A 13,435-nucleotide genomic window follows, 5' to 3' on the forward strand; every position below is an offset into this window, starting at 1 on the left:
GCTTAGCCCTTCCCACACTCCCACCCCCATCCACACGTCGCACCAGCGGAGCGGACGAATCGATTCCGGAGAAGCGGATGCGTCGCATCCTGAATCAAATCATCCCCTCTTTTACAATTTGTTCCCCCTCCAGCGTTTTACCATCCGAGGAATCGGCAATACTACCATGTATTAACGTTTGGATGAAGACATAATGGAGTACAGGAGGAATGACTTGTGAATTTAAGTATCGTGATTATGCTGGTGCAGCTGTTTTTTGCGGTCATCATCGGCATTTATTTTTGGAATTTATTGCGCGGGCAGAAGACAAGCAAAACAGCGGTGGATCGGGAATCGCGCAAGGAGCTCGATAAACTCCGCAAACTCCGGTCGATATCGCTAACGAAACCGCTCGCTGAGAAAACAAGGCCGCAAACGATGGATGACATCGTGGGGCAAAAGGACGGCTTACGCGCCTTAAAGGCAGCGTTATGCAGCGCAAATCCCCAGCACGTGATTGTATATGGCCCGCCGGGAGTCGGTAAGACGGCTGCTGCCCGCGTGGTGATGGAGGAAGCCAAGAAGAACCCGCAATCACCTTTTAAATATGACGCAAAATTCACGGAGATTGACGCCACGACGGCCCGCTTCGACGAGCGCGGGATTGCCGATCCGCTCATCGGGTCTGTTCATGATCCGATTTATCAAGGTGCCGGTGCCATGGGGGTGGCAGGCATTCCTCAGCCGAAGCCGGGAGCGGTGACCAAGGCCCATGGGGGGATCCTGTTTATTGATGAAATTGGGGAATTGCATCCGATTCAGATGAATAAGCTTTTAAAAGTGCTGGAGGACCGCAAGGTGCTGCTCGAAAGTGCATATTATAATTCGGAGGATGCCAATACACCTGCCTATATACACGATATTTTTCAAAATGGCCTTCCAGCAGACTTTCGTCTGGTGGGTGCTACGACACGTTCGCCAGAAGAGATTGCTCCTGCGCTTCGTTCACGCTGCATGGAGATTTTTTTCCGTCCGCTTTTGCCTGAAGAAATTGGAAGGATTGCAGAGGATGCCATTCAGAAAATTGGTTTGAATGCAGCGCCTGAAGCGGTTGAAGTTGTGAAGCAGTACTGCTCTAACGGACGGGAAGCGGTCAATATGATTCAATTGGCAGCTGGTCTTGCATTGACGGAGAAGCGAGATTCGCTGCGAGCGGCGGATGTGGAATGGGTAGCCAGCAGCAGCCAGCTTCAGCCAAGGCCCGACCGGAAAATACCGGAGAAGCCTCAGATTGGCGTAGTCAACGGATTGGCCGTATATGGCCCGAATATGGGGGCACTGCTTGAAATTGAAGTATCTGCGGTTCCTGTCGAGAAGGGCCGGGGTACCTACAATATCACCGGGGTTGTCGATGAAGAGGAATTTGGCGGAGGCTCGCGCAAGCTGCGCCGCAAGAGCATGGCTAAAGGCTCGATCGAGAATGTCCTAACCGTGCTGGCGTCGATGGGCTTTACGCCTAAAAACTATGAACTGCATATCAATTTCCCCGGAGGAACACCGATTGACGGTCCTTCCGCCGGTATTGCAATGGCCACGGCGATCGTGTCCGCCATGAAAGGGATTGAAGTCGATAACAAGGTCGCCATGACCGGCGAGATGAGCATTCATGGAAAAGTAAAACCGATAGGCGGGGTCATCGCTAAAGTGGAGGCGGCATTTCAAGCAGGTGCTACCCGCGTGATCATCCCTAAAGACAACTGGCAGACGCTGTTCCAGGATTTGAGCGGCGGTTTGCGAGTAATTCCGGTAGAATCAGTGGATGAAGTATTCGGCCATATTTTTGGCGGATCATTCGCTCCGGAGGTTGTACAGCTCCCTGCAAACGAGGTATTTCCATCCTCTTCCGCTTCATTGCTGCAGGCGACGCCACCGCGAAATGGTAAAATAACGGACGCCGGAGGATGTTAAGCTTCGTTTGGTTGGTTTTTTATACGCAGATTTGATAAAATAGGAATAGTGTCAACATTGAGAGCCATTGGAGGTGCGAAAGCGATGGGACCCAGTAAATCTAAAGGTCGTCGTTTTCCTTTACTGCCTTTGAGAGGTCTTTTGGTTTATCCAAGCATGGTGCTTCACTTGGATGTAGGCCGGGAGAAATCGGTAAAGGCTTTAGAAAAGGCGATGGTTGAAGACAATTTGATTCTCCTATGTTCTCAATCGGAAGTGAACATTGAAGAACCGACGCAGGATGATATTTTTCGGATTGGCACAGTAGCGAATGTACGCCAGATGCTTAAGCTTCCAAACGGTACCATACGTGTGCTAGTGGAGGGTATGGAACGGGCGGAGGTTATTGAATATACGGATCAAGAGGAATACTATGAGGTCATCGCTCGGGAACTTCCCGAAGAAGAGAATCATGACCCTGAAGTTTCCGCATTAATGCGAACCGTACTGTCTCAGTTTGAGAATTATATCAATCTGTCGAAGAAGGTGACACCAGAGACACTAGCGGCCGTTTCCGATATTGATGAGCCGGGCCGACTGGCAGACGTCATCACGAGTCACTTGTCACTGAAGATCAAGGATAAGCAAGAAATTCTCGAAACAATTGATGTTCGCAAACGGCTCGAGAAACTTCTAGATATACTGAATAACGAGCGTGAAGTGCTGGAGCTGGAGCGCAAGATCAACCAGCGGGTCAAGAAGCAAATGGAGAAGACCCAGAAGGAATATTATTTGCGCGAACAGATGAAGGCCATCCAGAAAGAGCTTGGCGACAAGGAAGGCCGTGCCGGGGAAGTAGAGGAACTCCGAAGTCAGCTTCAGGAGCTTGAACTGCCGGAGCGCGTACATGAGAAGGTAGAGAAGGAAATCGACCGACTGGAGAAAATGCCGGCGAGCTCTGCGGAGGGCGGCGTGATTCGAAACTATGTCGATTGGTTGTTGGCGCTGCCGTGGACTAACAAGACCGAGGATGATCTGGACATCGTCAAAGCGGAGCAAGTGCTGGACGAGGATCATTACGGTCTTGAGAAGCCGAAGGAACGCGTGCTGGAATATCTGGCGGTCCAAAAGCTGGTGAAGAAGATGAAGGGGCCTATTCTATGTTTGGTTGGTCCTCCAGGGGTCGGTAAAACATCACTGGCCCGGTCCATTGCCCGATCTTTGGAACGCAAGTTCGTTCGTGTTTCATTAGGCGGGGTAAGAGACGAGGCGGAAATCCGTGGTCACCGACGCACTTATGTTGGGGCTATGCCGGGACGGATCATTCAAGGCATGAAAACGGCGGGTTCGATGAATCCTGTGTTCCTGCTGGATGAAATCGATAAGATGGCATCCGACTTCCGCGGCGACCCGTCTTCCGCACTGCTTGAGGTACTTGACCCTGAGCAAAACAATACGTTCAGCGATCATTTCGTGGAAATTCCTTTTGATCTGTCCAACGTCATGTTTGTAACGACGGCGAACGTGCTTCACAACATTCCAAGACCGCTCCTGGACCGGATGGAAGTGCTGTACATTCCAGGCTATACGGAGCTGGAGAAACTGCAGATCGCCAATCGTTATTTGCTGCCCAAGCAGAAGAGTGAGCATGGGCTTACGCCGGAGCAGTTGATTCTGGACGAGGAAGCGCTCATGAAGGTGATCCGGGAGTATACCCGTGAATCCGGGGTACGGAATCTGGAGCAGCAAGTGGCTGCGTTGTGCCGCAAAGCCGCCAAACAGATCGTCACCAATCAATCGGAATCCATTGAGATTAAGGCTGACGATATTAAGGAATATCTCGGGATTCCGAAGTTTCGCTATGGCATGGCCGAGCTTGAAGATCAAGTGGGCACGGTAACAGGACTTGCATGGACGGAAGTGGGCGGCGAGACGCTGACCATTGAGGTTACCGTGGTGCCTGGTACCGGCAAGCTGACCTTGACAGGTAAACTGGGTGATGTGATGAAGGAATCGGCTCAAGCCGCCTTCAGTTTTACCCGCTCGAAAGCGGTAGAACTGGGCATTGATCCGGATTTCCACGAGAAGCTTGATGTCCATATCCATATCCCGGAGGGAGCCATTCCGAAGGACGGCCCTTCAGCCGGCATTACGATTGCGACGGCTCTTATTTCATCTTTAACCAAACGGCATGTAGCCCGTGATGTGGCCATGACGGGGGAAATTACACTTCGAGGACGCGTTCTTCCGATTGGTGGCTTGAAAGAAAAATCTCTGGCAGCCCACCGTGCCGGCTACAAAAAAATATTACTCCCTAAGGATAACGAACGTGACCTGCGTGATATTCCTGACAGCGTGAAGAACGACGTTGAGTTCGTTCCGGTATCCCATATGGATCAGGTTCTGGAGCATGCGCTCGTTGAACAAGCGGGAGTGCACTAGAGAGGAAAGTCTAAATTATGAAAGTTACGAAAGCCGAGTTTGTCATCAGTGCTGTCGTACCTGCTCAATATCCTGAAGACGCCTTGCCGGAAATTGCTCTGGCAGGGCGTTCCAATGTGGGCAAGTCATCACTGATTAACCGTATGATATCCCGTAAGAACCTGGCCCGTACCAGTGCAACACCGGGAAAAACCCAGCAGCTCAACTATTATCGGGTGAACGACGATCTGTATCTGGTCGATTTTCCCGGCTATGGTTATGCAAAGGTATCCAAGACCCAGCGTGCGGCATTTGGCGAAATGATTGAGAGATATTTGCTCAGCCGGGAAGAACTGAAGCTTGTATTACTAATTGTGGACATGCGTCACCCGCCTTCAAAAGACGATATCAGCATGTATGAATGGCTGCAGCATTATAACCGGCCGGTATGCGTGGTCGCGACCAAGGCGGACAAAATTCCGAAAACACGCCGCCAGAAGCATGTAAAGATCGTGAAGGAAACACTCGGCTTCAAACCCTATCATTCTTTTGTCATGTTTTCATCCGAGCTCGGTCTGGGTAAAGATGAGTTATGGGCAATCATGGAGTCCCACATGGGGACTAAGGATGATGAGGGAGAGACATATCTGGATTCGGAAACGGATGGCTATGATCAAGCTTGATCCGGTTGATTTGGTGATATTTTTTTCAAGGGTAATATAGGGAATCGGTGTATTCTTTATAGGAAAGTGAGCATCTTGCGGGAAATATCGCTCTGATTCCGGCTAATTCCGTTTTTTTATGAAATATGATGGATATTCTCATTCGAACGGCAGGAAAGACCGCTTGGATCTGCTGTATAATGGTAGTAAGTTAAAAGAATTGAGGGAGATTTGTATGGCTCAGCGGTTAGCCACAGAATATGTTAATGCCACAATGCAAATGACGGATATTCAAATGGATCAATTTCTGCAATATACCCAAGCTTTCCGGGTTACTAACCGGGTAAAAGTCATGGATAGCGGAGAGCAGGAGTTCGTGCTCGAAGATGAGAGCGGGGAAGAAGTTCATTTGCCCTTTGAACGCAAGAATGGCTTGTACGTCTGTGAGCTGTCGTGCCGATTGGTTACTCCCCATCTGACAAATGCCGTACGTAAACTTTTTGCGGCTTTTAAGGGATCAGGTAAAGTGAATCGGATTTATCGCGGCTTTACGATGAGCTACGACTACCATGCGGGAACGGTGCACAGAATTACGCAAGTCGCCGGGAACGACAGCATTGTCATTTATGAGTACAAGAATACGGCAGGAGAGCTGCAGCGACTCTTCAACAGCAATGAAGCAGAGAAAGAGATCGAATCCATCCAGCATCATATTAACGTGCTTCTGGACCAGCGGATTGCAGCAGGGAATGATAAACTTATTACGAAGACAATAGATGAGCGGCTGCGACGGTTTAATCAACGCCTATTCGTGCTAGAAGCCTAAGGAGGCTGCCCTGTAAAAGGGCGGCTTTTTTTATGTGTTATTTAACTATAAATTCGGTTTTTTGTATGTTTATGAACTTAGGGTACGATGATATCGATTTCTTTGATCAATGGCACCAAGTGATTCAGACGAACATATATTGAGCTGTAAAATATTTATGGGTTATTTTCGAAAAAGGTGTTGCATTTAAGCGTCATAGATGTTATTTTTAATCTCGTTGAAAAGAATATAGGAACCAGGATTCACTCAGGACATGTAATGTTGCGAGAGATTATTCCCTCGGGAAGTGAATGACGTAGGTCCTAGCGGATGAAATTTTCAAACATTTTATTCCTAGGAAGGGGGAAACCGGAAGATGGAATACTCAACTTTCGGAAGACACGTTGCTGTTGATACTTGGGGAGTCGATTTTGAACTATTGAACAGTGCAGAATTTTTACAAGCTCAGATGGTGGAAGCCGCTGAAGCATGTGGAGCAACGGTATTGTCCGTCCAATCCAAGCAGTTTGAACCACAAGGTGCGACTGTGCTGGTGTTGCTGTCGGAAAGCCATCTCTCGATTCACACTTACCCTGAGAGAGGTTTTGCTGCGATTGACTGTTATACCTGCGGGGAGACAGTAGATCCGCAGTTGGCTATTGACTATCTGGTATCCGCTTTGAAACCTGAAAAATGCTATGCCAAGAAACTCGTGCGCGGACTCGGTGAAATGACCGTGGAGACGCCTGAGATGAAACAGGCTGAACTCGTTTAATCCAGCCTTCTAAAAAAATGCTTATACTGATAACCATGGATTTTTCCATGGTTATTTATTTTGAGGACATGAGAAGATCGGCGAAATTCCAGGCATTCGTTCTCTGAAATGAGATTTCGTAGTAAATTGCACGTATATCTACAGTGTTCTATAACCACAATAGTAAGGTGCGATCTACAGGTAGAAATCTTCATGAATGGAATGAAGAAGTATGGGGATTTCATAAACATTTCATAAAATAGACAAGGCTGTTCAGCATACTGTGATATAATGAACAAGGTCAAGGAAGTCCGTTGTGAACGGCAAAACTACTCGGAGAAATAGGCAGGTGAACATGCAATGCACATCGTCGTTGTTGGGTTGAACTATCGCACGGCGCCTGTGGAAGTCAGAGAACGCTTTACCTTCTCGGAAGAAGACATGCCCAAGGCGTTAGAGCAGCTTCATTCGACCAAGAGCGTATTGGAGGGCGTCATTGTCGCTACCTGCAACCGAACTGAGATTTATGTTGTGGTAGACCGCCTTCATATGTGCGGCTACTTTATCCGCAGTTTTATGGAACAGTGGTTCGGCATTAATCGTGAAGAATTTACACAGCACCTCTATATATATGAAGATGAACAAGCCATTTCCCATCTATTTAAGGTTACCTGCGGTTTGGATTCCATGGTCATTGGAGAGACGCAGATCCTTGGACAGGTGCGCAATGCTTTTTTGACGTCGCAGCAGCAGAATGCGACCGGTACTTGGTTTAATATGTTGTTTAAGCAAGCCGTTACGCTCGGCAAGCGGGCTCATTCCGAGACATCGATCGGGGAGAGTGCCGTTTCTGTCAGCTATGCTGCGGTGGAACTGGGTAAACGGATTTTCGGTACGTTTAACGACAAAAAAGTAATGATTCTCGGTGCAGGCAAGATGAGTGAACTTACCGTGAAGCACCTTTATGCCAACGGTGCTGCGGAAGTGATAGTGGCTAACCGTACGCTTGGCCGTGCGGAGGAACTTGCGCGCAAGTTCAAAGGAACGCCGTGCACCATTGCCGAAGCCAAGAACTTGCTGAATGAAGTCGATATCATTATTAGCTCCACGGGCTCGAATGAATATGTTCTGAATGCGGAGCGGGTTAAAGAGAACATGAAGAAGCGTCAGTCCCGCCCGTTGTTCATGATTGATATTGCTGTGCCACGGGACATTGATCCGGCGGTTGGGGAACTCTCCAACGTGTTCCTGTACGATATTGATGATCTGGAAGGCATTGTAGAGACCAATATGGAAATGCGCCGGGTGGAAGCAGCGAAGATTGAAGTGATGATTCAAGAAGAGATGGATGCATTCCACACATGGCTGAAGACGCTTGGTGTCAGACCGGCGATTCGTGCCTTGCAGGAGAAGTCGAATGCCATTCATGAAGAAACGATGGAAAGCTTGTTCAACAAGCTTCCGGAACTGGATGAACGCCAGCGAAAAGTCATTCGTCGTTTGACCAAGAGCATCGTTAACCAGATGATGCACGATCCCATTAACCGGATTAAGGAAATGACGGGAGGCAAGCAGGGCAATGAAGCACTGGATTATTTTTCACAAATCTTTGCGCTGGAAAGCTTGATCCATGAGAATGAGCAGGAAGCCCGCAGCCGCAACAAGAAAGCAACTGCACCCGTTAAAGCTGAACGGACGAAGAATGCTGTAGATCAGCAGGCAGAAGAGAAGCCGCTTAAGGTGTCTCTGGCCCCAGCCACCCTTTGAGGAGGGTGAGTACAACCCATGCTGTTAAACTTAATTTATATCACCGGCATTTGTATCTATGCCCTGAGCCTTCTGTTTTATATCTCGGATTGCATTTCACGCAATTCGGTGGCGAAGCGGATAGGCACAGGGCTTCTTGTTATTACTGCGCTGTTACAATTTACCGGAATCGGCATCAGAGCGATGGAGGGCGGACATTTCCACTTTCCGGTATTTACGCTGTTTGATTTCCTGTTCCTGCTGGCGTTCTGCATATCGATCACTTCGATTGCCCTGGCGTATATGAAGCGGTCGGAATTTGCCGTCTTGTTAATGAACCTCGTCGGGTTTAGCGTCATGCTGGTCAATCGGTTATGGTTCACAGCCGGAGACAATGCATTGTACAGCTGGGAGACGGAACATCGTCTCTTGCTCATCCATATTGCCCTGGCGAGTGTCAGTTTCGCCGCTTTGACCGTCGGGGCTGTATTTGCGGCGATTTATATGTTCCTGCACAGGAAACTGAAGCACAAGCAATGGAATGATACGATCCGCAGGCTGCCAAGTCTGGAGAAGCTTGATGTTTATTCTTATAAAGCGCTGATGGCCGGAACGATTATTCTGGTCATGTCACTCATCTTGGCCGTGATGTCGGTGGCTATGGCTGGACGGTGGACCCTGTTTTTGGACATCAAAGTATTGTCCACCCTGACGGCGCTTGCGATGTATATGGTTTATTTTATCAAACGCCGCTTGTGGAGAAGATCAGGCAGGGAAGCAGCCATATGGGCCTTAATCGGGTATGGATTCATCATTTTGAATTTCTTTCTCAATACGTGGTCCGCTTTCCATAGTTGGTCAGGAGTGTGATGGCTGATGGCGTATGATGATCATTATGTGCCTGTCCTGCTGAATTGCAGGGGACGTATATGCTTGATTGTCGGCGGTGGCAAGGTGGCGGAACGTAAAGCCGTCACTCTGCTGAATGCCGGGGCAAGCGTACATATTGTTAGTCCCATATTACGAAGCGAAATGCTTCAACGTTTGGCGAATGAGAATGCTCTTCGCTGGACGAAGCGGAAGTATCAATCAGACGATCTGACAGGCGCGTTTATGGTCCACGCGGCAACGGATGACAGCAAGCTGAATCTGAAGATAGCGGAGGATGCCGATCGTCTTGGCGTATTGGTTAACGTGGCCAGTAACGGCGAGGCCGGGACGTTTATCAACCCGACGGTTCTCCGGCGAGGGAGGCTTACGCTGGCTGTATCCACATCAGGAGCAGGGCCGATGGCCGCACGCGATATACGCGACGAGCTCGAAGAACAGTTCGGGCCTGAGTATGAGGACTACTTGGATTTTTTATATAGAATGCGTTCGATGATCAGGGAAGAGGTGGAGTCCGCTGACGCACGCAGGCGGCTTTTGCACAAGGCATACCGCATGGATATGCTCGGAGAGATTCGCCGCGGAGGCTATGTGCCCTGGAGTGAGGACAAAATCAAGCAGTGGATTGCGAATAATCAGGAGGAATGAAAGATGCGCACAATCGTAGTTGGCAGTAGACAAAGTGCTCTTGCACTGACACAGACAGGACAGGTTATCGATGATTTAAAGCGTTTAGCCAAGGAGCACGGTCTGGACTATGACTTCACCGTCAAAAAAATCGTCACCAAGGGCGACCGTATATTGGATGTGACGCTCTCCAAAGTAGGCGGCAAAGGATTGTTTGTCAAAGAAATCGAGCAGGCAATGATGGACGGGGAGATTGATATGGCGGTTCATAGCATGAAGGACATGCCTTCTGTTCTGCCCGAAGGTTTGGTGTCCGGCGCGGTGCCGGCAAGAAAGGATCCTCGGGATTGCCTGATCTCCAAAGAAGGGACAACGCTCGATGACCTTCCTGCAGGTGCCAAGGTGGGGACAAGCAGTCTGCGCCGTTCCAGTCAGCTCAAGGCCTACCGGCCGGATCTGCAGATCGAGTGGATTAGGGGGAACATCGATTCACGCATTCGCAAAATGGAGGACGGTGAATTTCAGGCCATCATTCTGGCGACCGCCGGTCTTCAGCGCATGGGCTGGGAGGACCGGATCACGTCGTACTTGCCGATTGAAATTAGCCTTCCTGCCGTTGGTCAAGGTGCACTCGGTATTGAATGCCGCGAAAACGATGCAGAGCTGCTGCATTTGCTCTCTCTTTATAATGATGAGGTTACTGCACGAACCGTTGCGGCTGAACGCAAGTTCTTGAGCGAGCTGAACGGAGGATGCCAGGTGCCGATCGGGGCTTACGCTGTCCTGAAGAATGTGGATGCCGGAGATTCCCGCGGAGAACAAAACGTTATACAATTAACAGGAATGGTAGGCTCTCCTGATGGCGAAATCGTATTGAAGGAAAGCGCCGAAGGAACCGACCCTGAATCGCTCGGAGTGGAAGTGGCTGCAAAGCTGAAAGCTAAAGGAGCGGAGAAGATACTGGCACAAGTTAGGGGTTGAGGGGATGGCAGGCAAGGTTTATTTGGTGGGAGCAGGACCGGGCGATGCACGCCTGATTACGATGAAAGGCAAGGAATGCATTGAAAAAGCGGATGTCGTGGTGTATGACCGATTAGCCAGCCCTCGGCTGCTGCGGTGGATGAAGCCCGGAGCCGAGAAGGTCTATGTAGGCAAGCTCCCGGATCGGCATACGATGAAACAGGAGCAGATCAATCAGCTGCTGGTTGATTATGCTTTGGAAGGCAAGACGGTCGTCCGTTTAAAGGGCGGCGATCCAACCATCTTCGGTAGAGTGGGCGAAGAAGCGGAGCTGTTATATCGTCATGGCATCATGTACGAGATTGTGCCGGGGATCACCTCGGCGATCAGTGTTCCCGCTTATGCCGGGATTCCGGTGACGCATCGTGACCATGCTTCGTCTTTATCTATCATTACCGGCCATGAAAGTCCTGAAAAGCTGGATCGGATGATTCAATGGGATAAGGTGACCAATGCAACGGGAACTTTGATTTTTATGATGGGTGTGGCCAAGATCGGCTATATCAGTCGTCAGCTGATCAAGCATGGCAGACCGCCGGAAACCCCTGTGGCTCTTATTCGATGGGGAACGCGGGCGGAGCAGGATACGCTGACGGGAACGCTGGCGGATATCGAGGACAGAGTCAAGGCAGCTGATTTTCAGCCGCCTGCAGTTATCGTAGTCGGACAGGTGGTGCTTCAGCGGGAGCACCTGAAGTGGGCAGAACGGCTGCCTCTGTTCGGTAAACGGATTCTGGTCACGAGGGCCCGAAGCCAGGCCAGTGCATTGGTATCCCAAATCGAGGATCTGGGCGGAGAGCCATATGAGTTTCCTGTCATCGAAACCGTCATGCCTTCGAAGGAGGAGATGCTTGCCGGAATTCAACAAGCGCTGGACAAGCTGAATACGTATGACTGGGTGTTCTTCACCAGCGTGAACGGAGTCGAATTCTTTTTCCGCCATCTGAAAGAGAATGGACGCGACATTCGCTCGTTGGCCTCGGCCCGCATCGTCGCGGTCGGCCCTGCAACAGCCGATGCTCTTGGTAATTACGGTATATCCGCCGAGGTTATCAAGGAGCGTTACCAGGCGGAAGGCCTTATCGATGCTTACGGTTCAGTGCTCCAGCCGGGCCAGCGCGTGCTGCTGCCTCGCGGCGATCTGGCACGCAAGTGGCTGCCGGAGAAGCTAACGGAAATGGGACTGCACGTGACGGAAGCCGTGATCTATGAAAACGTGCTGTGCGGCGAGGAGGATGATGAGCTGCTGAAGCTGCTTCAAGATGGCGGCATTCACGCGGTTACGTTTACCAGTTCCTCTACCGTTACGAATCTGCTGAAGGTGCTGAAGGGGATGGGCGTGGCAGATCCTGCCGAACTGTTGAAGGGATCGACGATTGCTTGCATCGGACCTTTGACCGCGCAGACGGCTGAGGAAGCCGGTCTGCACGTATCCCTCCTCGCCGAGGAAGCGACGGTCGACAGTCTGGTGAAGGCCTTGTGCATTTGGAATGAGAACGATCCACGCCGTGTTGAGCCATAATATCCTTATCTTTTAAATACATGATCAAAAATGACATCATCTGGAGGTACACGTCATGAGTTTTCCAATCGTACGCCATCGTCGGCTGCGTCAAAATGCCGGCATTCGCAGCATGGTCCGCGAGACCGTGCTTCATACGGAGGATCTGGTTCAGCCGATCTTCGTTACCTATGGCAGTGGTGTGAAATCCGAAATTTCCTCCATGCCGGGCGTCTATCATTTTTCGCTCGACACCTTGAAAGAGGAAGTAGACGAAATCGTAAGTCTAGGCATTCCTGCTGTGCTCCTGTTCGGAATTCCCGAGACGAAAGACAGCGTGGGCACATCCGGTTTTGCGGATGACGGGATTGTCCAGGAGGCTACCCGTCTCATCAAGTCGTGGCATCCCGACCTTCTGGTGATTGCTGATACGTGCCTGTGCGAATTTACCGACCACGGCCACTGCGGCATGGTGCATACCTTCGAGCGCGACGGTCACACCTGCGGCGACGTCTTGAACGACGAGTCGCTGGAGCTGCTCGTTCGCACAGCGGTATCCCAGGCGAAAGCGGGAGCCGATATCATCGCACCTTCCAATATGATGGACGGTTTTGTCCAAGCTATTCGTTCCGGACTTGATAAAGCCGGGTTTTATAACGTGCCGATTATGTCTTACTCGGTCAAGTACGCTTCGGCCTTTTACGGACCCTTCCGTGAAGCCGCCGATTCTGCTCCGCAGTTCGGCGACCGTAAAACCTATCAGATGGATCCAGCCAATGTGAGAGAGGCGCTTCGCGAGGCGGAGACGGACGTGCTGGAAGGCGCCGATATGCTGATGGTGAAGCCGGCGATGGCCTACCTGGACGTTGTCAGATTGCTGAGAGACCAGTTTGATCTGCCGATTGTCGCTTACAACGTGAGTGGTGAGTATTCCATGATTAAGGCGGCTGCTCAGCAGGGATGGATCAGTGAGCAGGCGATTGTGATGGAACTGCTGACCGGGATGAAGCGTGCCGGTGCGGACATTATCATTACGTATTTCTCGAAGGATGCAGCAGGGTGGATGCGCAGCAAGTAACCATTAA

11 protein-coding genes are annotated in these 13,435 nt (G+C 50.4%); all 11 read left to right on the forward strand.

Annotation, left to right across the window (positions count from 1 at the left end; genetic code table 11):
* Nucleotides 1–237: 237 nt before the first annotated feature.
* The 11 genes from lonB to hemB all read left to right on the forward strand — a co-directional run bounded on the left by lonB (nt 238) and on the right by hemB (nt 13,428).
* Nucleotides 238–1,947: an ATP-dependent protease LonB gene (gene lonB / locus OHJ21_RS27710; RefSeq protein ID WP_394059082.1), complete on the forward strand. Its 1,710-nt coding sequence runs from the start codon at nt 238–240 to the stop codon at nt 1,945–1,947.
* 84 nt (nt 1,948–2,031) lie between these two features.
* Nucleotides 2,032–4,368: an endopeptidase La gene (lon, locus tag OHJ21_RS27715; protein ID WP_100540798.1), complete on the forward strand. Its 2,337-nt coding sequence runs from the start codon at nt 2,032–2,034 to the stop codon at nt 4,366–4,368.
* A 17-nt stretch (nt 4,369–4,385) separates the two neighbouring features.
* Nucleotides 4,386–5,030 carry a ribosome biogenesis GTP-binding protein YihA/YsxC gene (gene yihA / locus OHJ21_RS27720; protein ID WP_326115336.1) on the forward strand — a complete coding sequence of 215 codons (645 nt, stop codon included), beginning with the start codon at nt 4,386–4,388 and terminating at the stop codon, nt 5,028–5,030.
* A gap of 214 nt (nt 5,031–5,244) precedes the next feature.
* Nucleotides 5,245–5,835, forward strand: a complete 591-nt coding sequence (locus OHJ21_RS27725) for a hypothetical protein (RefSeq protein WP_015734002.1) — start codon at nt 5,245–5,247, stop codon at nt 5,833–5,835.
* A gap of 355 nt (nt 5,836–6,190) precedes the next feature.
* Complete coding sequence (gene speD, locus OHJ21_RS27730; RefSeq protein ID WP_006208786.1) at nt 6,191–6,589, forward strand: adenosylmethionine decarboxylase; 399 nt, start codon at nt 6,191–6,193, stop codon at nt 6,587–6,589.
* 339 nt (nt 6,590–6,928) lie between these two features.
* Nucleotides 6,929–8,335, forward strand: a complete 1,407-nt coding sequence (gene hemA / locus OHJ21_RS27735) for a glutamyl-tRNA reductase (RefSeq protein ID WP_100540800.1) — start codon at nt 6,929–6,931, stop codon at nt 8,333–8,335.
* An 18-nt stretch (nt 8,336–8,353) separates the two neighbouring features.
* The gene (gene ccsA, locus OHJ21_RS27740) at nt 8,354–9,184 is read left to right on the forward strand and encodes a cytochrome c biogenesis protein CcsA (RefSeq protein ID WP_100540801.1); all 831 of its coding nucleotides are present in this window, start codon (nt 8,354–8,356) and stop codon (nt 9,182–9,184) included.
* Nucleotides 9,185–9,190: 6 nt separating this feature from the next.
* The gene (locus tag OHJ21_RS27745) at nt 9,191–9,850 is read left to right on the forward strand and encodes a precorrin-2 dehydrogenase/sirohydrochlorin ferrochelatase family protein (protein ID WP_100540802.1); all 660 of its coding nucleotides are present in this window, start codon (nt 9,191–9,193) and stop codon (nt 9,848–9,850) included.
* 3 nt (nt 9,851–9,853) lie between these two features.
* On the forward strand, nt 9,854–10,810 hold the full coding sequence (gene hemC / locus OHJ21_RS27750) for a hydroxymethylbilane synthase (protein ID WP_100540803.1): 957 nt from the start codon (nt 9,854–9,856) through the stop codon (nt 10,808–10,810).
* A gap of 4 nt (nt 10,811–10,814) precedes the next feature.
* The gene (cobA, locus tag OHJ21_RS27755) at nt 10,815–12,371 is read left to right on the forward strand and encodes a uroporphyrinogen-III C-methyltransferase (protein WP_326119814.1); all 1,557 of its coding nucleotides are present in this window, start codon (nt 10,815–10,817) and stop codon (nt 12,369–12,371) included.
* Nucleotides 12,372–12,426: 55 nt separating this feature from the next.
* On the forward strand, nt 12,427–13,428 hold the full coding sequence (hemB, locus tag OHJ21_RS27760; protein ID WP_100540805.1) for a porphobilinogen synthase: 1,002 nt from the start codon (nt 12,427–12,429) through the stop codon (nt 13,426–13,428).
* Nucleotides 13,429–13,435: the final 7 nt, after the last annotated feature.

The sequence above is a fragment of the Virgibacillus sp. LDC1 genome (assembly GCF_025792345.1).
Taxonomy (GTDB): Bacteria; Bacillota; Bacilli; order Paenibacillales; family Paenibacillaceae; genus Paenibacillus_AQ; species Paenibacillus_AQ lautus.

Excerpts from the sequence above, each read along its gene's own strand:
- speD (WP_006208786.1), top strand. The coding sequence starts at position 6,191 with ATGGAATACTCAACTTTCGGAAGACACGTTGCTGTTGATACTTGGGGA.
- ccsA (WP_100540801.1), top strand. The coding sequence starts at position 8,354 with ATGCTGTTAAACTTAATTTATATCACCGGCATTTGTATCTATGCCCTG.
- hemB (WP_100540805.1), top strand. The coding sequence starts at position 12,427 with ATGAGTTTTCCAATCGTACGCCATCGTCGGCTGCGTCAAAATGCCGGC.
- OHJ21_RS27745 (WP_100540802.1), top strand. The coding sequence starts at position 9,191 with ATGGCGTATGATGATCATTATGTGCCTGTCCTGCTGAATTGCAGGGGA.
- hemC (WP_100540803.1), top strand. The coding sequence starts at position 9,854 with ATGCGCACAATCGTAGTTGGCAGTAGACAAAGTGCTCTTGCACTGACA.
- yihA (WP_326115336.1), top strand. The coding sequence starts at position 4,386 with ATGAAAGTTACGAAAGCCGAGTTTGTCATCAGTGCTGTCGTACCTGCT.
- cobA (WP_326119814.1), top strand. The coding sequence starts at position 10,815 with ATGGCAGGCAAGGTTTATTTGGTGGGAGCAGGACCGGGCGATGCACGC.
- OHJ21_RS27725 (WP_015734002.1), top strand. The coding sequence starts at position 5,245 with ATGGCTCAGCGGTTAGCCACAGAATATGTTAATGCCACAATGCAAATG.
- hemA (WP_100540800.1), top strand. The coding sequence starts at position 6,929 with ATGCACATCGTCGTTGTTGGGTTGAACTATCGCACGGCGCCTGTGGAA.
- lonB (WP_394059082.1), top strand. The coding sequence starts at position 238 with ATGCTGGTGCAGCTGTTTTTTGCGGTCATCATCGGCATTTATTTTTGG.
- lon (WP_100540798.1), top strand. The coding sequence starts at position 2,032 with ATGGGACCCAGTAAATCTAAAGGTCGTCGTTTTCCTTTACTGCCTTTG.